This is a genomic window from Pseudomonas sp. SWRI154, assembly GCF_014268645.1.
Classification (GTDB): Bacteria; Pseudomonadota; Gammaproteobacteria; order Pseudomonadales; family Pseudomonadaceae; genus Aquipseudomonas; species Aquipseudomonas marvdashtae.
In genome coordinates this window covers 40,825-58,080 of sequence record NZ_JABWQW010000027.1, presented here as the reverse complement: position 1 = coordinate 58,080, position 17,256 = coordinate 40,825, and the positions used below count along the sequence as shown (strand labels likewise).

The following is a 17,256-nucleotide window of genomic DNA, read 5'->3' as shown; positions in this document are numbered from 1 at the left end:
CGGGTCAATCGGCGCTGGATTTCAGGCTACGTGCAAGCCCGGCTGTCCAAGCCATGATCATCGCTTCCCCCGTCGCTCTGAACGGCTGATGACTGTTCATGTAGTGGCGCAGTTCGACCGAGGCGACATCCATTCCATGGACAACCTGTTCCAATAATTCCTTGCAGCGCTTCTCGGTCAGATTGCAGGCGGTGCGGCCAAACCCCATGAGCATTTTATATTTCGGCCAGGCTTTGGAACCACCTAACAACAGCGCCATGTTGTCGTTACGAATATAAACCGCAGTACTGACGAGGTCATAAGCCGGCGCGAGCCTGACAGATGCATCAGCGCCACAATGATCGTAAAGCACGCCAAAATTTTTCAGGTGCGCGTCGCCATTTTTCAACCCAGCCGAGAGCGCGACTATCTTGAACAAGGACTCCAGCGCCTGATGAAGCATATGAGGTGATACAAACGCCTTGATCTGCCGGGCCGCGCCTTCATATGAACCATCATATTTGGCTTTCGATGGCGAGCCGTTGAGCACACAAAAATCCTCAAAACCCAGATACTCTCCAGGACCTGGCAAATCAAAGCGCTTAACGATCAGGAATTTACCGCGTTCGCTCAGCTCGAACTCCGGCACATCAAGGCCCGCATGCAACGCGGCGCGCATGCAGAAAAATTCGTTGGCGGCCAAGTCGGGAAATTCGTCCGAGCGAAATGCCTTGATCAGATGTGTGGCACCTCGATGGGTCAAGCGATCGATCGTCGCAGCGCTGTCGCGTACCAGTACCTTGGGCTGTACGCCGGAAACACCCGAATACTGCCCATAGGTATGTAGAAGATCATCGAACAATCCCTCCGCCCCGTCGTGCACCAATAAGTCCGCCAGGCTGGTTTCCGGCGGCCCGGTCTCGATCTGCAAATGACCAATACCCACCCTGCCCAACTGGTGAGGTCCCACGATGGCAAGCAGGGTGAAGTCGTCGAAGCCCCGTACCGCTTTACTGAAGCGACGAACCAACTCTTCACGCAAGGCACCTTCCGGCAGGTTCATTTCAAAGATCGGGGGTACGCCGGATTCCCAGGCATAACTTTCTAGACGCACCGGCATGGTGAGCGATACAGACTGCTCGACCTGCGCCCCTGTGGCATAAGCGAATACGGAGTCACCGCGTTGCTGACCGCGCCCAAGAACGCCGACCGCCGTTTCGCTGACGGTGACTTGCAACCTGTCCTGGCTTTGTCGATCACTCATGGAAAGAGTCCGTTTTCAGTGAATCGAGCGTGGGGCGCTTGGCTGGGCGGGCAGTAGCTGTCAGCTCATAACCAAAACCGTTGAGGATCGCTTCTACCTTACGAATTCCGACTTCAGGAATCGTATTGTTTTCGATACCCGAAATTGTGGCGCGGCTCATGCCGTACTGTGCGGCCAATGCCTGCTGGGAGAGGCGGTGTTCTTTACGTAGCCGCCTGATCAATTCGCCGAGCGTTTTCATGTCATGGATCCGCATCATATACAGTGCATAAACTTGTTAATCGTGAGAATGCACTGCATTTAATTCAAATTTAACCGAGTGTAGCGTATCGCGTGCGCAGATGCGTCAGACCGAAGTCAACGCCCGCAACCGCTCGATGTCCAAAATCTCGATCTCGCCATACCCCAGATGAAGAATGCCCTGCCCCTGCAAATCCTTGAGGATCTGGTTGGTGGTCTGGCGCGACAGCGACAGCATCGACGCGAGTTGTTCCTGGGGCAGTTGCAGGACCCGGCGCGCCGATTCGATTTCGCCGTAGCCTTCGGCGATCAGCAGCAGGCGATGGGCAAGTCGCGCCGAGGCGGGCATCACGCTCAAATGTTCGAGATTGATAAACGTCAGGCGCAGCTTGTGGCTCATCAGCAAAGCAAGCTGGCGCCAATAGATGGGCTGGCCCCCCAAAAAAGCCAACAGCGCGGCCTGGGGCAAATGCAGCAATGTGCATTGCCCCACGCCCACGGCATCATGGGTGCGTGGCTGGCCATCGAACAGGCAGATTTCACCGAACCAGTGAGGCGCTTCCACCACGCTCAGCAACGCTTCCTTGCCCTGCTCGCTGACCGCGCCGACCCGTACCGCGCCCTCAAGCACGGCGTACAGGCCGCACGGTGGATCGCCGCGCTTGAACAACCGCTGCCCTGCCGACAGGTGACGCACCCGCGCCATGCCCAGCAGACTATTCTGTAACTCAGCGGGTAAATGACTGTACCAATGGCCAGTCAGCAGATGCGTGTGCCAGGGGTGCGAATTCATGGAAACTCCGGGACAAGTGTCGGCTAGCTGACAGAGCGCCTTGTGAAACCTGGGCATCATGCAGGCATCACCTCAGGAGGAACAACAATGAAAAGCCTCGTCGATCACCTCAGTCAATACGCGGCGTACCACCGCGATCCGCGCAACATCGCCAGCCACTTCATCGGCATACCGCTGATATTCGTCGCCGTCGCGGTGCTGTTGTCACGGCCGGGATGGCCGGTTGGCGCGGTCCTGCTCTCTCCCGCGCTGCTCGTGGCGGCGGCAAGTGCCTGGTTTTATCTGCGCCTGGAGCTGCGCCTGGGTGTGCTGATGACCGTGCTGCTGGGGCTTTCCGTCTGGCTGGGCCAAGCGCTCGCGGCGCAAAGCACCGCCGTATGGCTGGGCAGCGGCTTGGGATTGTTTGTGGTGGGTTGGATCATCCAGTTCGTCGGCCACCATTACGAGGGCCGCAAACCGGCGTTCGTCGATGATCTGACCGGGCTGATTGTCGGGCCATTGTTTGTCGTGGTCGAAGCAGGCTTTCTGTTGGGACTCAGGGGCGAGTTGAAGCGCGCCATCGAGGAACGGGCAGGACCGGTAGCCCTGCGCAACCAACGCTCAACCGCTTGAAAAAACAGGGCGACAACGATCTGGCATTGTTGTCGCCCTGGCATCACACCGTACCGAACTCGACCCGTACCGTCAGCGCCCCGATGTTGTCGGTCAGGCCCGCGCCGTGCTGCCCCGTCAGATCGTCATTGATGCACAATTGCAACTCGCCCTGTTCATTGACAGGAAGCTGCGCCAGATCACCAATCAGGAACGGTGTCCCGCCATCGCCCACCCGCCCGATCAAGGCGCCTTCGGCGGCGTTGGGTAACGTATAGCTGGAATAGGCGATGTGCCGCGAACCCCCTTTTCCATCCACCATTCCCCCCTCCTTGCTGGCCTGCCATTGTCCGCTGACGTAGCGAACCAGCCGCGGAACCTGAGCGTTGAGCTGGACCCCGGTGCCCTGCCAGGCTTTGTTGGACTGGACCTGCATCGTCGCCGCTCGCAGGTCGTTGGCCAGCGTATCCCCGGCCTGAAACGATAGCGCGGCGATTGTCAGGCTCGGGTTCGAAGTGCCGGTACTCGGAAAGACACCATCGCCCACCAGGAACAGGTTCTGGTGATCCCAACTGCGCTGGTATTTGTCTACCACCGACTTGGTGGGGTCATCGCCCATGCGATAGGTTCCCATCAAGTGGCCGGCGCCCTGGAAACTGTAGGGCACTCCTTCGTAGGTGAAACATCCAGGGCCAATGATGTCCGTCAGTTCCTGTGCTCCGAGCAGGTCCTTGATGATGTGTGTCGCTAGTATTTTTGCCTGCTGGAAACCCTTCTTGGTGTACTCGGACAGGTCGTAGTGGATTTCCGGTCGGGCGATGCCGAGCAGGTCGGTGTATTCGGTCGAGGGCACGATGTAGCAGGTCGGGTGATCAGGATCGTCCTCGACCTGCTCAACCAGAAAGCCGATACGGAACTGGCGGGTGAAAATGTCGTTGAGCTTTTGCACCAACGCCGTTCCGGATAGCAATTTATAGCTCGGGTTGGTGCCGCCACCGTTCTTCCCATCGATAAAGTCAGCCACCGTGGTGTAGGGATCACCGGCCGGCCAGTTCCAACCTTCGTTGCCAATCTCGATACGCCACGCGGCGCGGTCGCTGCGAAACGCCCCATCGCGCAGACTTTCGATGCCGGCCGTCGATAGCGGCCCTCGGTAGGGGAAAATCGCTTTGCCCTCGGGCATCAATCCCCAGGCCAGGTAAATGGGATGGTCGGCAAGGCTGCGGCCCACTTGCCCACTGCTGTTGGCAACGCCGGAGTTCAAGAGCAACTTCGGCGTTTCGATCGCATGGGCGGCGATCACATAACGTTGCCCCACTGCCACACCGGTTCCGGCAGGCGGCCCGTCTTCCAATTGATATTGCTTGAACTCGATGCCATTGACGTTGTTGTCAGTGCCAAGGGTTACCTTGCTGGCCACGGTTCGATAAAGCACGCGGACCTTGCCGGTGGCCAACGCCTTGTTCATGGTCACGGTGGCGTCGTACTTGGCCTGGATCGGGCAGATCGGCGTGCAGTTGGTATTGCCGGCGCATACGCGGCGACCGGCATAGGGTTGGGAGTTGCGCCCGGCCGGCGTCGGGCTGACCACCAGCGGCAAGTTATCGAATGTCTGCCCCGTGACGGCAGTGACAAAGCTGCCATCGACCAGCGACAGCGGAATGCTGTGCATCGGAAACGCATAACCGTCAGGAAAGGTCATGCCCAGATAGGCTTGGTCGGCAACGTTGGCCGACACGCCGATTTCCGCTTCTGCCCGGCAGTAGGCGCTTTGCAGATCGTCATAACCGATCGGCCAGTCCACCCCGACGCCATACTTGGACCTCAGGCGAAAATCATTCGGAACCATACGCAGGCAAGTTCCGACCCAATGCCATGTCGTGCCGCCACCCGCCCGTTCGTAAGTACTCGTGAAGGGCAGCGGGCCTTTCTGTACCAAGTAGCTGACCGCCGGGTTGTTCCAGTTGCCATTGAGCAGGTCGGCAATGGTCGCGCGCGGAGCGTTCAGTTTGGCCGGCCCCGTCAGGTTTGGGTCCAGCGTCGTGCTGGGGGGATAGGGCGACTCCGGAGTTTTCAGCGTCGCGGTATAGAAACGCTCCAGATACTGGGCACGATTGACGGGTATCTCCGGCCCCGATTCGAGTACCAGCACATCAATCCCAGCCATGCCCAGCTGATAGGCAATGATGCTGCCGGCCAGGCCTGCGCCAACGATCACCACTTCTGCTTGTTCGGTACTCATGACAACGCTCCTTGCTGTCCGTTAGCGGATACCCCAGTCAGCTCTTCAAGACTGGGCGGTGCGCTATTCCAATAACCGAAGAACGACTCGCTGTAGCCCATCGGGTGAGCCTGGGCAATTTTCCAGGCCCAGCTGTAGATGTAGGCCTGATCGGACACCACCGCCGAATCACCTTTCTTTAAAGGCGCCATATCGAACGGTTGATGCCAGACGCCCAACAACCACAACTTCATGATCGAGCGCGCCAGTAGCACGGTGTGTGGAATCGTCGGTTGCATGTTGAACTTCAGTATCTGCTGGGCGATCTGGTCGGGCGGTACGTGGTTGGCTGCCAACGTGGAGTATTGGGTCAACAGCGCATTGAGTACCTCGGAAGGGACTCGCGCAGTGATGTAATCGAGAAAGACCGGCGGCAAACCGACCGGGTCGATCTGCGGTGCCAGACGTTCAGCCGAGATGCCAATCAGGGCCGATGAAAGATGAACGAAATTATCCAGGTCATTGCTGCTCATTGCGTGGCTCCTTGTCCAGTCGTGGACTGTGCGCGTTCGAGCAAATAGGTGAAATCCGCGAAGCTGGTGCGCGGGGAATCGGTGACATGGGTCGCCGCGTTGCCATGACATGCCATGCAACTGGAAGACGCCTGGGGCACGGTGCCTTGGATGTAGGTTTCCAGCGTGGCGTTGGCCAGGAACGAGGGGGCGGGACTGCCCAACGGGTTGGCAGCAGATATTTGGCAGTCTTTCGGCGGGTCGGACGGCCACTGCGTGCTGATCAATTGATAGTTTGCCCAGACACTCTGCGGATTGGCTGTACGCAATAGACCCTGATAAGTGGCGTTCAGAGCTTTGGTAGCCTCGGTCAACGGCACCTCCCGAACAATCTGCGAAGGTGTCGCCTTCACCGCCGGATTCCATGGCCGCGGCGGAGGTTGGTTGATGGCGCTTTGGCTGCCAGCGCTGTAGAAGAGATAGGGCCCCGCCCGCTGGGCAACCGGCGTGGTTTTCTCTGGCACATTCTTCACATGCTCGAAGGTCGACCAGACCCATTGCGCCGCGCTGGCAGTCTTATGGACCATGTGCAACCCCACCAACCCGACCGGCTCGGATACGCACGAGTCCTCAACGATCGGCCCCTTGCCCGGGTCGCTGTTACCCGGCGTGTACACCAACGCATCGACCGTGTGGAAAGCCTGTCGATTATCATTGGGGCCCAGCACTTTCCATGACGCTTTCACCATCACCGCACCGACCTCGTTCTTGTCGGCGGAGCTACAGCTGAAGGCCACGGCATTGTTGGGATTAGAGGCAAAAAACTTCTGCTGGCCTTCGATGCTATACAAGCCGTTATTGACGATCCCGTCGAACATCGATTGGTTGACGACGATTTCGTTTCGCGTATAGACCCCATTCTGATCCACCAGCGGGCCGCTCTCGAAGGGCTGGATGAATTCATCCAGAACGTCGGGCACCTTGCCCATCTGTTGCAGCAGGCGGCCCGGCTTGAGTGCTTTGCAGGCTTCAGGCAGGGTCGCCGGTGCGCCCCAGGGCAACGGCGTTTGTCCTTTCGCTCGGAAAATCTGGTAACTCTCTTTCCAGCTTTCCCATACCGTCGCCCCATCCTGCTTGCCGATGGTGACGCCGGTATTCGGGAGGCCGTTATCCAACGCCGGCCAGTTCAACGCGATGAACGTCTGCCATGACAGTTCATCGAAATTGGCTTGCAGGCTGGACAGGGAAACCGGTTTGGTGAAGGTCGCGTCGAAGGGTATTTGTGGGGATAACGAAGGGGTAGCGCTGACAGGCGGGATCAACAGAATGCTTAACATGGCACAGCCAAACGGGCCGTGCCGACGGATTTCCGTTCTCATGCTTTCTCTCCTTGGCATCAGGGCGCCAGGAGAAATAACACTGGTCCTTCATGGACTCTAACTTGCCTCCTGGCACGTCAGAGTCTAGGTAGGGTTTGCGTCAGGAAAAGGCTTTTGAGTAGACCGAATCGAAGCAAAGCCAAGCGAGGTTATTCAGATTCGGATCGGGGTTTGCGAGAGGCCGCCTTCGCGAGCAAGCTCGCCCACACTGGACTTGCGTCATGCACAAGATCCCCTTGGGAACGAGCTCGCTCGCGATGCTTTGACCTTTAAAGATTGGCGACTTTTTGCCAGACCTTCGGCTTGAAGAACAGTGTCTCGCCCTTCGCCAGGCCCACCAGGCTGTCATGGTCCTTCACCACTTCGGCCTCGATCAGTTCGCTCTGGCCTTCGACCTTCAGGGTCACCCGGGTGGTCGCGCCGAGCGGACGAATGTCGCGCACTTCGGCGGCGTGATGGTCTTCCAGCTCCGAACGCGACAGCGACACTTCATGCGGGCGGAACAGCACATGCCGATCCTCACCCAAGTGTAGCCGGTTCGAGTCGCCGAGGAAGTGGTAGACGAAATCGCTGGCCGGGTTTTCGTAGACATCGCCCGGTGAGCCGATCTGCTCGATCACGCCTTTGTTCATCACCACGATCCGGTCGGCGACTTCCATGGCTTCTTCCTGGTCGTGGGTCACGAACACCGAAGTCAGGTTGATGTCCTCGTGCAGCCGCGCCAACCAACGGCGCAGCTCCTTGCGGACCTTGGCGTCGAGGGCACCGAACGGTTCGTCCAGCAGCAATACCTTCGGCTCCACCGCCAGGGCGCGGGCCAGGGCGATACGTTGGCGCTGGCCGCCGGACAGCTGCTCCGGGTAACGGTCGGCGAGCCAATCCAGTTGCACCATGTTCAGCAGTTCGTGGACCTTGGTCGCGATCTGGCTTTCGTTCGGGCGCTGATTCTTGGGCTTCATGCGCAAGCCAAAGGCGACGTTGTCAAACACCGTCATGTGACGGAACAAGGCGTAGTGCTGGAACACGAAGCCGACGTTGCGATCACGCACGTCATGGCCGGAGACGTCCTCGCCATGGAAGACAATGTTGCCTTGGTCGGGCGTTTCGAGGCCGGCGATGATTCGCAGCAGCGTGGTCTTGCCACAGCCCGACGGGCCGAGCAGCGCCACCAGCTCGCCGCTCTGGATGTCCAGGCTGATATCGTCGAGGGCCTTGAAGGCGTTGAAATTCTTGCTGACGTTACGGACTTCGATCGACATGACTTATTCCTCCGCGGCGCTGGCGCGCAGGCGGTTGATTCGGTTTTCGCTCCACTGCTTGAGCAGCAGGATGAAGAGCGCCAGGATCAGCAACAGGCTCGCCACGGCGAACGCGGCCACGTGGTTGTATTCGTTGTAGAGGATCTCGACGTGCAGCGGCAGGGTGTTGGTCACCCCGCGAATGTGCCCGGAAACCACCGACACCGCGCCGAATTCGCCCATGGCACGGGCGGTACACAGCACCACGCCATAAATCAGGCCCCACTTGATGTTCGGCACGGTGACATGCCAGAACATCTGCCAACCATTGGCGCCCAGCAGGCGCGCAGCCTCTTCTTCCTGGGTGCCTTGTTCCTGCATCAGCGGGATCAGCTCGCGGGCCACGAACGGCACGGTAACGAAGATGGTCGCCAGGACGATACCCGGCAGCGCGAACACGATCTGGATGTCGTGATCCGACAGCCATGGCCCGAACAGGCCCTGGGCGCCAAACATCAGCACGTAGACCAGGCCAGCGATCACCGGCGACACCGAGAACGGCAGGTCGATCAGTGTCACCAGCATGCTTTTGCCGCGGAACGAGTATTTGCTCACGCACCACGCAGCGCTGACCCCGAACACCAGGTTCAACGGCACCGAGATCAATACCGCGAACACCGTGAGCTTGAGCGCCGACAACGCATCGGGTTCGAAGATCGCCGCGAAGAACGTCCCCAGGCCCGACTTCAGGCCCTGGGATACGACGATGAACAGCGGCAGCAACAGAAACAGCGCAAAAATCAGCCAGCCGAGGCCGATCAGGATGCGCCGCGAAACCGCGCTGCCGCGACGGGCGGCGTTGGTGGAGGCGGCGGAAATAGACGATTGGGACATGGTTCGCGCCTCCTTAAGGGGTTTCGATGCGCCGCTGCAACAAGTTGATCAGCAGCAACAGGACGAAGGAAACCACCAGCATCAGCACGCCGATGGAGGTGGCGCCGGTGTAGTCGTATTGGTCGAGCTTGACCATGATCAGCAGCGGCAGGATTTCGGTTTTCATCGGCATGTTGCCGGCGATGAAAATCACCGAGCCGTACTCACCCACGCCCCGGGCGAAGGCCAGGGCGAAACCGGTCAACCAGGCCGGCAACAACGCCGGTACAAGGATGTGGCGGAACACCTGCCACGGCTTGGCACCGAGGCACGCGGCGGCTTCTTCGACCTCACGGGGAATGTCGGCCAGCACCGGCTGCACCGTGCGCACCACAAACGGCAGCGTCACGAACGTCAGCGCCAGGGTGATGCCCAGCGGGGTGTAGGCAATCTTGAAACCCAGGTCGGTGGCGAATTGGCCAACCAGGCCAGTCGGCGCGTACAACGCCGTCAGCGCGATACCGGCCACGGCAGTGGGCAGGGCGAACGGCAGGTCGATCATCGCATCGATGATCTTGCGGCCGGGAAAGGTGTAGCGCACCAGCACCCAGGCCAGCAGCGTACCGATCACGCCATTGATGATCGCGGCGTACAACGCGGTGCCGAAACTGAGCTTCAAGGCCGCCAGCACCCGCGGCGCCGAGATGATCGCCCAGAACTGTTCCCAGGTGAGTTGAGCGGCATGCACGAACATCGCCGCCAGGGGTATGAGCACAATCAGACTGAGGTACACCAGGGTGTAGCCCAGCGTCAGCCCGAAGCCGGGTATGACGGGGGATATGCGACGCGACATAAAGGTCCTTGGTTGAGAACGCGCTTACCGTGGCGAGGGAGCTTGCTCCCGCTGGGCTACGAAGTAGCCCCAGAAATCCTGGGAGCGCTTCGCACTGGAGCGCCAGCCCGGTCCAGCGGGAGCAAGCTCCCTCGCCACAATGAATTACGGCCTGAATCCGACTAGCCCAGCTTACTGCGCCTGATAGATCTGGTCGAACACACCGCCATCGTTGAAGAATTTCGGCTGGGCAGTTTTCCAGCCGCCGAAGTCCTTGTCGATGGTCACCAGCTCCACCTTCGGAAACTGCCGGGAATACTTGGCAGCCACGTCCTTGTCACGCGGGCGATAGTAATTCTTCGCGGCGATTTCCTGTCCGGCCGGGCTGTACAGGTGCTTGAGGTACGCTTCGGCGATCTCGGCATTACCCTTTTTCTCGGCGTTCTTGTCCACCACCGCCACCGGCGGTTCGGCGAGGATCGACAGCGACGGCACGACGATATCGAACTTGTCGGCACCGCCATCTTCCTTCAACGCCAGGAAGGCTTCGTTTTCCCAGGCCAGCAACACATCGCCCTGACCGTTGTTGACGAAAGTAATGGTCGAGCCACGGGCGCCGGTGTCGAGGATCGGCACGTGCTTGAACAAGGCTTGCACGTACTCCTTGGCCTTGGCTTCGTCGCCACCGTTGGCTTTCAAGCCATAGGCCCAGGCGGCGAGGAAGTTCCAGCGTGCGCCGCCGGAAGTCTTCGGGTTCGGCGTGATGACCGACACGTCATCCTTGATCAGGTCGCCCCAGTCCTTGATGCCTTTGGGATTGCCCTTGCGCACCAGGAACACAATCGTCGAGGTGTAAGGCGTGCTGGCGTCCGGCAGGCGTGTTTGCCAGTCCGCCGGCAAGGACTTGCCCAGCTTGGCGATTTCATCGATGTCGCCGGCCAGGGCCAGGGTCACCACGTCGGCGCGCAGGCCATCGATCACCGCCCGGCCTTGCTTGCCCGAACCACCGTGGGACTGCTGGATCTTCACGCTGTCGTCCGGGTGGGCTTTTTTCCAGAAGCTGGCGAATTCGGCGTTGTAGTCCTGATACAGCTCGCGGGTCGGGTCGTAGGACACGTTGAGCAATTCGTAATCCTTGGCAACCGCGGAACCTGCAAAAACAGCGCTGGCCAGGGCGGCCAAGGCATAACGGCGAATCGACGACATGGTGAAAGCTCCTGGAATTCTGGTTGTTATGGCTTTTGAAAATCGGTTGACCCGTAGAAAAAGATCGCAGTCTGCGGCAGCTCCTACACCAAGCCCCCGGTAGCGGCGGCCGCAGGCTGCGATCCTTCAGCTCGGTTTATGACTCGGCTGCTGCAAGCGGAATTTTTCCTTGCGCTCGATCTGGACCACCTGCGCGTTGTGCACGGTGATCTCCACCGCGCCAAAGCGCAGGTCACGCAAAGCACTCTGGATCTCGCGCAAAATGGTTGCTTCGTCCTGGCCGTCAACGCTACGTAGGGATGCGCTCATGCTGCTGCTCCTTTGAATGAATGCCTGGCAGTGGGCGGCACTGCTTGCGGCGTGGAGCAATAGTAGATAAGTGCGGATATTCTTAAAAAGACTATTTAAGAATTTTTATATAACCAAAATATCAACTCGAATTTGGCGTCCTACGGCGGCAGTGATTGCCTGCCTTTCCCCTGCAATATCATCGGAGATTTCCTTCAAAACGTGGTGCTTTGCGTGAACTAGGCAGCCCGGTCACGCACCGCTAACCTCTGTTCGTCATCGCAAAAAACGGTGACACGGACGTGCAAGTCCGGGTAAAACACCACCCCTTAATGCTCCTAGCCATTCGTGGCGCATTCGCGCCCACGTTTTATGGCGGCTGTGTTCGGGAGATCCTCGGATCTGCCGAGTTTGGGTTGGTTGCTCGGTCTTGCACACTCGCACACAGCTGCCACCCTTCATTGCGTGCAAGCGATCCAGGGCGGTTCTCTATAGGAAACCTACCCATGTTCAAACCTACGCCGAATCCACCAGAAAACGGCCATAAATCCCGCGTCGAAAAACTCGAAGAAAAACGCCTCGAAGACGCCACCAACCGCGCCCTCGACTACTACCTAAAGCCCCAGCCCGCCCCGCCGCCGGAACCCGACAAAGACCAGCTCTTCATCGTCTCCCCGCACATCGACACCGAAACCCTGCTCGCCAACGCCTCCGAAGACCTGCTATCCATCAGCACCATCGCCGCCGACCTGGCCGACGACATCGACGAATCACGCCGCTGCGTAGCGCTGGCAATCAGCCGCATGGCCGATGGGGTTCAGTTGCTGGTTGAGCGAGCGCTGGATCATTTGGAAACGAAGGAGATGGCGGCGCACAGCGCCAAGGGATAACGCTTACATTGAGGCAAGCTAAGCCGGTGCCATCGCGAGCAAACCCGCTCCCACAGGAGAAACGCGGTCCCATTAAGAACCAGGTCGGCTCTCAGGCCGCCTCGCGGCGGACGTTGATCTCGGCGCCCCGTTAACCACGCTGGCTGAACGAAGGCATTGCGCAGTGGGCAACCCGGCATGGATGCCGGGTTAGCCGCGCTGGGCCATGGATGGCCCTTCGCGGCGGCCCACGGAGCAATGCCTTCGTTCAGGCATGCCGAGCCTAAGCGAGGCACCGAGTGGTGGGGCAAAAGCGTTTTGCTCACTTTTGCGCTTCTCAAAAGTGAGACGCCGTAAGGGCGGAACCCTAAGCAGCCGTTACCGGAGAAATGGATATGTACCCGGCCAACATCAATGCCGCTGGTGATCAAGCAATCACCGGCGCCCGATCCCAGTCCAAATGCTGCGCCGCCACCGGCCGGCCAAACCAATACCCCTGCCCCAACTCACAGGACTGGCCCAGCAAAAACGCCGCCTGGTCCCGCTGCTCGATCCCTTCAGCGTGCACCTGCATGCCCATGCTGCGGGCCAGCGCAATGATCACCCGGACGATCGCCGCGTCATCCTCATCCCACGGCAAGCCGGCGACAAAACCCTGGTCGATCTTGAGCTTCTGCACCGGCAACCGCTTGAGCCGCAGCAACGACGAATAACCCGTGCCGAAATCATCGATGGCCAGCCGCACGCCCAGCTCACGCAGGCGGTGCATCTGTTCCAGCGCCACTTCGGGATCCTCCATGACCGCACTTTCGGTCACTTCCAATTCCAGAAAAGCCGGCTCCAAGCCCGTGTCATGCAGTACGCGGGCGACCTGCTCGTACAATTCCCGACGGGCAAACAAGCGACTGGAGACATTGACCGCGACGAACGACAGGACCACGCCGGCCTGCTGCCACCGACACATCTGCCGGCAGGCCTGCTCCATGACCCAGGCGTCGATCTGGGCGACCAACCCCGTGCGCTCGGCAATAGGTATGAACTCTGCCGGCGATACCAGCCCACGCGTGGGATGCTCCCAGCGCACCAGCGCCTCGACGCCGACCAGACGGCTGGTCGCCAGGTCGTGCACCGGTTGGTAATGAACCCGCAATTGCTGCTGCTCCAATGCACGGCGCAGTTCGGAGGCGATCTCCACCCGTTGCTGGGCATGGGCGGTGAGCTCTTCGGTGTACAAGGCATAACCGTCACGTCCGCTGCTCTTGGCCTTGAACAGGGCCGAATCGGCGTTGCGCAGCAACTGCCCGGCGCTGAGGGCATCGCCGGGAAACAGGCTGATGCCGGTGCTCGCATTGATAAACAGCGATTGGTTGCCGAGTTGCAGCGGCTCTTTCAGCGCATCGAGAATGCGCCGCGCCAAGGCCGCCGCCTGACCGGGTTGCGAGCAGTTCTCCACCAGCACCGCGAATTCGTCACCGCCCAACCGAGCCAGCGTAATGCCCGGCGCAAACAACCCGAGAAAACGCTTGGCCACGGCTTTGAGCAACTCGTCACCCACGTTGTGCCCGAGGCTGTCGTTGATGTTCTTGAAATGATCCAGGTCCAGCAGCAACAGCGCACAACCACGCTTGTGTAGCTGCGCTGATGTAACGGCCTGCTCCGTGCGATCAGAAAACAGCAGGCGATTGGGCAGGCCAGTCAACGGATCGTGATGGGCCAGGTGCGCCAGCTCATGCTCCGAGTCCTTGATTGCGCTGATGTCGGAAAATACCGCGACGTATTGGCTGACTTCGCCACGATCATCGACAACGGCGCGGATAGTCTGCCATTGCGGGTAGATCTCACCACTTTTGCGCCGGTTCCAGATTTCACCGCTCCATTCGCCACGGCTGGACAGGGAAGCGAACATGTCCCGGTAGAAAGCCGGGCCATGCCGGCCAGACTTGAACAGATTGGGTTGCCGACCCAGGACCTCGTCCCCGGCATAACCGGTGATGGCCATGAACGCCCGGTTCACGTGCACGATCAAGCCATGGCGGTCCGTGACCAGCACCCCTTCGCGGGTGCAATCGAATACGGCGGCGGCTTGGCGCAATCGCTCCTGGTCGCCATTGCCCTGGCCCGTCCTGAAACAGCGCGCGATTCGTAGCCGCGTCATGAAAATCAACCCGGCGCTGACCAGCACCCAGGCATAACCGTTGATCAGTTGCCAGCGAAGCCGGTCGGCGGAATGATCGAAGAAACTGCTCAATAAATAGCCAACCAGCTGCAGCCAGGCGACAGATAGCAGGAGGTAAAGCAGTGCCCCACGCATGGCAATGCGATGAGAGATGGTCATTCGGTCATCCATGTCCCTGTAATTTGAGGGGATTATAGAGGAAGAAACATTCTGCCACTCTTATCTGAAAGGCCGACTGGTTTTATCGCTGGGGGTGGTGATAATGCAACGGCAGTTTCTATCTTTATCGAGGGCCCAACAGCCTATGTGGTACGAAGGTTTTCTTGGCTTGTCGGCCTGGTCGCTGGTGGCAGTCACCCTGCTGATGACCCACGTCACGATCATCAGCGTCACGGTCTACCTGCACCGTTATTCGGCTCACCGTTCCCTGGAACTCAACGCCGGCCTCAAACATTTCTTTCGTTTCTGGCTGTGGCTGACCACGGCACAGAATACCCGCGAGTGGACTGCGATCCACCGCAAGCATCACGCCAAATGCGAAACAGAGGATGACCCTCACAGTCCGGTCATCAAGGGTTTGTCTACCGTGCTGCGCAAAGGCGCCGAGTTGTATCGCGCCGAGGCGGAAAATCCGGAGACCTTGCGCATCTACGGCAAGAACTGCCCCGAGGACTGGATCGAGCGCAACCTCTATAGCCGCTATCCGCTGCTGGGCGTCGCCATCATGGGCGTCATCGATCTCCTGCTGTTCGGCACCATCGGCATCACCATCTGGGCCATCCAGATGATGTGGATCCCGGTCTGGGCCGCCGGCGTGGTCAATGGCCTGGGTCATGCCGTGGGCTATCGCAACTTCGAATGCCGCGATGCGGCGACCAACCTCGTGCCCTGGGGCATCCTGATCGGTGGCGAAGAGCTGCACAACAACCACCACACCTACCCCAATTCCGCCAAGCTGTCGGTCCGCAAATGGGAGTTCGACATGGGCTGGGCCTGGATCAAGGTCTTCAGTTTCCTGCGCCTGGCCAAAGTCCAGCGGGTAGCGCCGATTGCCCACCGGGTCGAAGGCAAGGGCCACCTGGACATGGATACCGCCATGGCCATCCTCAACAACCGTTTCCAGATCATGGCCCAGTACCGCCGGCTGGTCATCGCGCCGCTGGTCAAGCAGGAGCTGGAGAAAGTCGATCACTCGGTTCGTCACCAGTTCCATCGGGCCAAACGCCTGCTGTCGCGGGAAACCAGCTTGCTGGACGACCGTCACCACGTGCGTATCCAGAATATGCTGGAGCACAGCCAGGCACTGAAAGTGATCTACGAAAAACGCCTGGCCTTGCAGCAGATCTGGGTCAAGACAAGCAGCAACGGCCACGACATGCTCGCCGCGATCAAGGAATGGGTCCACGAAGCCGAGGCCAGTGGCATCCAGTCCCTGCGCGACTTCGCCGATCAGCTCAAGACTTATTCCTTGCGGCCGGCCACCGCCTGACTCCCGTGGCGAGGGAGCTTGCTCCCGCTGGGCCGCGAAGCGGCCCCAGAACCTGCCGAATGCGGACCATCAGGCACCCTGCACCCGCCGGTTCACGGCTGCTTCGCAGCCGAGCGGGAGCAAGCTCCCTCGCCACAAATTCATCCCACATGTTCGAACGAAAGCTCCCGCCCTTCGTCGCCTGAAAAGGAACTTCGCCCGTAATCCCCTATCTCAAGAGCACTTCGCCATCCTGGCGGGCTTTGGAGCAAGCGCGTGCAAATCCATAGCAATGCACGTTCTTTGAGATTGGTACCGATGGTCGACAAGAACCTACAGGATTCATCCCAACCGCATTGGCCCGAAGCGGCCCAGACACTCATGGCGCTGATGCACGCCCAAGGCGAAGTGGCGCGCTTGAGCGAGCGTGAGCAGCTGTTCAGTTCCTTGCTGGTCAGCGTCAACGCGGTGCTGTGGGCGTTCAATTGGGAAACCCGGCAGGTGCTTTACGTCAGCCCCGCTTACGAGCGGATTTTCGGCCGCCCCGCTGGCCTGGTATTGGCCGACTACAACGAATGGCGTGACGCAATCTACCCGGATGATCTGGATTACGCCGAGCGCAGCCTCGCTGAAGTATTGGTCAAGGGTGCCGTGGAAGACCGCGAGTATCGCATCATCGCCGCCGATGGCCAGATCCGCTGGCTCAGCGATAAGTGTTTCATCAACCGTCAGGCTGACCCGGGGCAACCGGTGATTGTGGTGGGCATCGCCGAGGACATCACCGAAAAGAAGTTGCTCGAAAGCGAGCTGCAGCGGCTGGCGACCACCGATGTGCTGACCCAGAGCAGCAACCGTCGGCACTTCTTCGAATGTGCCCACCGCGAATTCGAGCAAGCACGGTTGCAAGGCACGCCAATGGCGTTCCTGCTGCTGGACATCGATGATTTCAAATTGATCAACGACACTTACGGTCACCAGGAAGGCGATACGGTGTTGCAGAAAATTGCCGAAAGCGGACGGAACGTGCTTAGACGCGGAGACTTGTTCGGACGGATCGGCGGCGAAGAGTTTGCCGCCGTGTTTCCAGGTTGCGCCCCGGACATGGCGTTGCAGGTCGCCGAACGCTTGCAAAGGGAAATCCAGCGCCTGGCGTTCCGCTGCGGCGACCAAAACTTTGGCATCACCGTCAGCCAGGGCATCACCAGCATCATCGCCGAGGACCAAACCCTCGATAGCCTGTTCGCCCGCGCCGACGCCGCCATGTACGAAGCCAAGCGCCAGGGTAAGAACCGCATAATCGCAGCTTGAGTGGACGTCGTGCCGTGCC

Annotated in this window: 16 protein-coding genes; 4 read left to right on the top strand and 12 right to left on the bottom strand. The window is 59.7% G+C overall.

Annotated features, from left to right (window positions below):
* Nucleotides 1–4: 4 nt before the first annotated feature.
* The 3 genes from HU806_RS20985 to HU806_RS20975 all read right to left on the bottom strand — a co-directional run bounded on the left by HU806_RS20985 (nt 5) and on the right by HU806_RS20975 (nt 2,276).
* On the bottom strand, nt 5–1,243 hold the full coding sequence (locus HU806_RS20985; RefSeq protein WP_186613975.1) for a type II toxin-antitoxin system HipA family toxin: 1,239 nt from the start codon (nt 1,241–1,243) through the stop codon (nt 5–7).
* Nucleotides 1,236–1,484, bottom strand: coding sequence for a type II toxin-antitoxin system RelB family anti-toxin (relB, locus tag HU806_RS20980; protein WP_186613972.1), 249 nt, complete (start codon nt 1,482–1,484; stop codon nt 1,236–1,238). The genes HU806_RS20985 and relB overlap by 8 nt, the downstream gene beginning before the upstream one ends.
* A gap of 105 nt (nt 1,485–1,589) precedes the next feature.
* The gene (locus tag HU806_RS20975) at nt 1,590–2,276 is read right to left on the bottom strand and encodes a Crp/Fnr family transcriptional regulator (RefSeq protein WP_186613970.1); all 687 of its coding nucleotides are present in this window, start codon (nt 2,274–2,276) and stop codon (nt 1,590–1,592) included.
* An 87-nt stretch (nt 2,277–2,363) separates the two neighbouring features.
* On the opposite strand from HU806_RS20975, the gene HU806_RS20970 reads away from it, so the two are divergent.
* Nucleotides 2,364–2,888, top strand: a complete 525-nt coding sequence (locus tag HU806_RS20970) for an Mpo1 family 2-hydroxy fatty acid dioxygenase (RefSeq protein ID WP_186613968.1) — start codon at nt 2,364–2,366, stop codon at nt 2,886–2,888.
* Nucleotides 2,889–2,931: 43 nt separating this feature from the next.
* Here the strand turns inward: HU806_RS20970 and HU806_RS20965 are convergent, their stop codons facing one another.
* From HU806_RS20965 to oscA, 8 genes are all read right to left on the bottom strand, one after another.
* Nucleotides 2,932–5,109, bottom strand: coding sequence for a GMC family oxidoreductase (locus tag HU806_RS20965; protein WP_186613967.1), 2,178 nt, complete (start codon nt 5,107–5,109; stop codon nt 2,932–2,934).
* On the bottom strand, nt 5,106–5,621 hold the full coding sequence (locus HU806_RS20960) for a sorbitol dehydrogenase (protein ID WP_186613965.1): 516 nt from the start codon (nt 5,619–5,621) through the stop codon (nt 5,106–5,108). The genes HU806_RS20965 and HU806_RS20960 overlap by 4 nt, the downstream gene beginning before the upstream one ends.
* Complete coding sequence (locus HU806_RS20955) at nt 5,618–6,979, bottom strand: cytochrome C (RefSeq protein WP_186613963.1); 1,362 nt, start codon at nt 6,977–6,979, stop codon at nt 5,618–5,620. Before HU806_RS20955 ends, HU806_RS20960 begins: the two co-directional genes overlap by 4 nt.
* A gap of 269 nt (nt 6,980–7,248) precedes the next feature.
* A complete protein-coding gene (locus HU806_RS20950; protein ID WP_186613961.1) occupies nt 7,249–8,238 on the bottom strand; it encodes a sulfate/molybdate ABC transporter ATP-binding protein in 990 nt (329 codons plus the stop codon).
* 3 nt (nt 8,239–8,241) lie between these two features.
* Nucleotides 8,242–9,111, bottom strand: a complete 870-nt coding sequence (gene cysW / locus HU806_RS20945; RefSeq protein ID WP_186613959.1) for a sulfate ABC transporter permease subunit CysW — start codon at nt 9,109–9,111, stop codon at nt 8,242–8,244.
* Nucleotides 9,112–9,124: 13 nt separating this feature from the next.
* Nucleotides 9,125–9,943 (bottom strand): sulfate ABC transporter permease subunit CysT, encoded by an 819-nt coding sequence (gene cysT / locus HU806_RS20940; protein WP_013692011.1) that lies wholly within the window; start codon nt 9,941–9,943, stop codon nt 9,125–9,127.
* A 171-nt stretch (nt 9,944–10,114) separates the two neighbouring features.
* Nucleotides 10,115–11,128: a sulfate ABC transporter substrate-binding protein gene (locus tag HU806_RS20935; RefSeq protein ID WP_186613957.1), complete on the bottom strand. Its 1,014-nt coding sequence runs from the start codon at nt 11,126–11,128 to the stop codon at nt 10,115–10,117.
* Nucleotides 11,129–11,254: 126 nt separating this feature from the next.
* Nucleotides 11,255–11,437, bottom strand: a complete 183-nt coding sequence (gene oscA, locus HU806_RS20930) for a sulfur starvation response protein OscA (protein ID WP_003186967.1) — start codon at nt 11,435–11,437, stop codon at nt 11,255–11,257.
* Nucleotides 11,438–11,922: 485 nt separating this feature from the next.
* On the opposite strand from oscA, the gene HU806_RS20925 reads away from it, so the two are divergent.
* Nucleotides 11,923–12,306, top strand: a complete 384-nt coding sequence (locus HU806_RS20925; protein ID WP_186613955.1) for a DUF6124 family protein — start codon at nt 11,923–11,925, stop codon at nt 12,304–12,306.
* 406 nt (nt 12,307–12,712) lie between these two features.
* Here the strand turns inward: HU806_RS20925 and dibA are convergent, their stop codons facing one another.
* Nucleotides 12,713–14,620, bottom strand: a complete 1,908-nt coding sequence (dibA, locus tag HU806_RS20920) for a phosphodiesterase DibA (RefSeq protein ID WP_186613953.1) — start codon at nt 14,618–14,620, stop codon at nt 12,713–12,715.
* Between the two features lie 145 nt (nt 14,621–14,765).
* On the opposite strand from dibA, the gene desA reads away from it, so the two are divergent.
* Complete coding sequence (gene desA / locus HU806_RS20915) at nt 14,766–15,950, top strand: delta-9 fatty acid desaturase DesA (RefSeq protein ID WP_186613951.1); 1,185 nt, start codon at nt 14,766–14,768, stop codon at nt 15,948–15,950.
* A gap of 297 nt (nt 15,951–16,247) precedes the next feature.
* The gene (locus HU806_RS20910) at nt 16,248–17,237 is read left to right on the top strand and encodes a GGDEF domain-containing protein (protein ID WP_186613949.1); all 990 of its coding nucleotides are present in this window, start codon (nt 16,248–16,250) and stop codon (nt 17,235–17,237) included.
* Nucleotides 17,238–17,256 lie beyond the last annotated feature (19 nt).

Excerpts from the sequence above, each read along its gene's own strand:
- oscA (WP_003186967.1), bottom strand. The coding sequence starts at position 11,437 with ATGAGCGCATCCCTACGTAGCGTTGACGGCCAGGACGAAGCAACCATT.
- HU806_RS20970 (WP_186613968.1), top strand. The coding sequence starts at position 2,364 with ATGAAAAGCCTCGTCGATCACCTCAGTCAATACGCGGCGTACCACCGC.
- desA (WP_186613951.1), top strand. The coding sequence starts at position 14,766 with ATGTGGTACGAAGGTTTTCTTGGCTTGTCGGCCTGGTCGCTGGTGGCA.
- HU806_RS20925 (WP_186613955.1), top strand. The coding sequence starts at position 11,923 with ATGTTCAAACCTACGCCGAATCCACCAGAAAACGGCCATAAATCCCGC.
- HU806_RS20960 (WP_186613965.1), bottom strand. The coding sequence starts at position 5,621 with ATGAGCAGCAATGACCTGGATAATTTCGTTCATCTTTCATCGGCCCTG.
- HU806_RS20975 (WP_186613970.1), bottom strand. The coding sequence starts at position 2,276 with ATGAATTCGCACCCCTGGCACACGCATCTGCTGACTGGCCATTGGTAC.
- HU806_RS20910 (WP_186613949.1), top strand. The coding sequence starts at position 16,248 with ATGGTCGACAAGAACCTACAGGATTCATCCCAACCGCATTGGCCCGAA.
- cysT (WP_013692011.1), bottom strand. The coding sequence starts at position 9,943 with ATGTCGCGTCGCATATCCCCCGTCATACCCGGCTTCGGGCTGACGCTG.
- HU806_RS20950 (WP_186613961.1), bottom strand. The coding sequence starts at position 8,238 with ATGTCGATCGAAGTCCGTAACGTCAGCAAGAATTTCAACGCCTTCAAG.
- cysW (WP_186613959.1), bottom strand. The coding sequence starts at position 9,111 with ATGTCCCAATCGTCTATTTCCGCCGCCTCCACCAACGCCGCCCGTCGC.
- HU806_RS20955 (WP_186613963.1), bottom strand. The coding sequence starts at position 6,979 with ATGAGAACGGAAATCCGTCGGCACGGCCCGTTTGGCTGTGCCATGTTA.
- relB (WP_186613972.1), bottom strand. The coding sequence starts at position 1,484 with ATGAAAACGCTCGGCGAATTGATCAGGCGGCTACGTAAAGAACACCGC.
- HU806_RS20935 (WP_186613957.1), bottom strand. The coding sequence starts at position 11,128 with ATGTCGTCGATTCGCCGTTATGCCTTGGCCGCCCTGGCCAGCGCTGTT.
- HU806_RS20985 (WP_186613975.1), bottom strand. The coding sequence starts at position 1,243 with ATGAGTGATCGACAAAGCCAGGACAGGTTGCAAGTCACCGTCAGCGAA.
- dibA (WP_186613953.1), bottom strand. The coding sequence starts at position 14,620 with ATGACCATCTCTCATCGCATTGCCATGCGTGGGGCACTGCTTTACCTC.
- HU806_RS20965 (WP_186613967.1), bottom strand. The coding sequence starts at position 5,109 with ATGAGTACCGAACAAGCAGAAGTGGTGATCGTTGGCGCAGGCCTGGCC.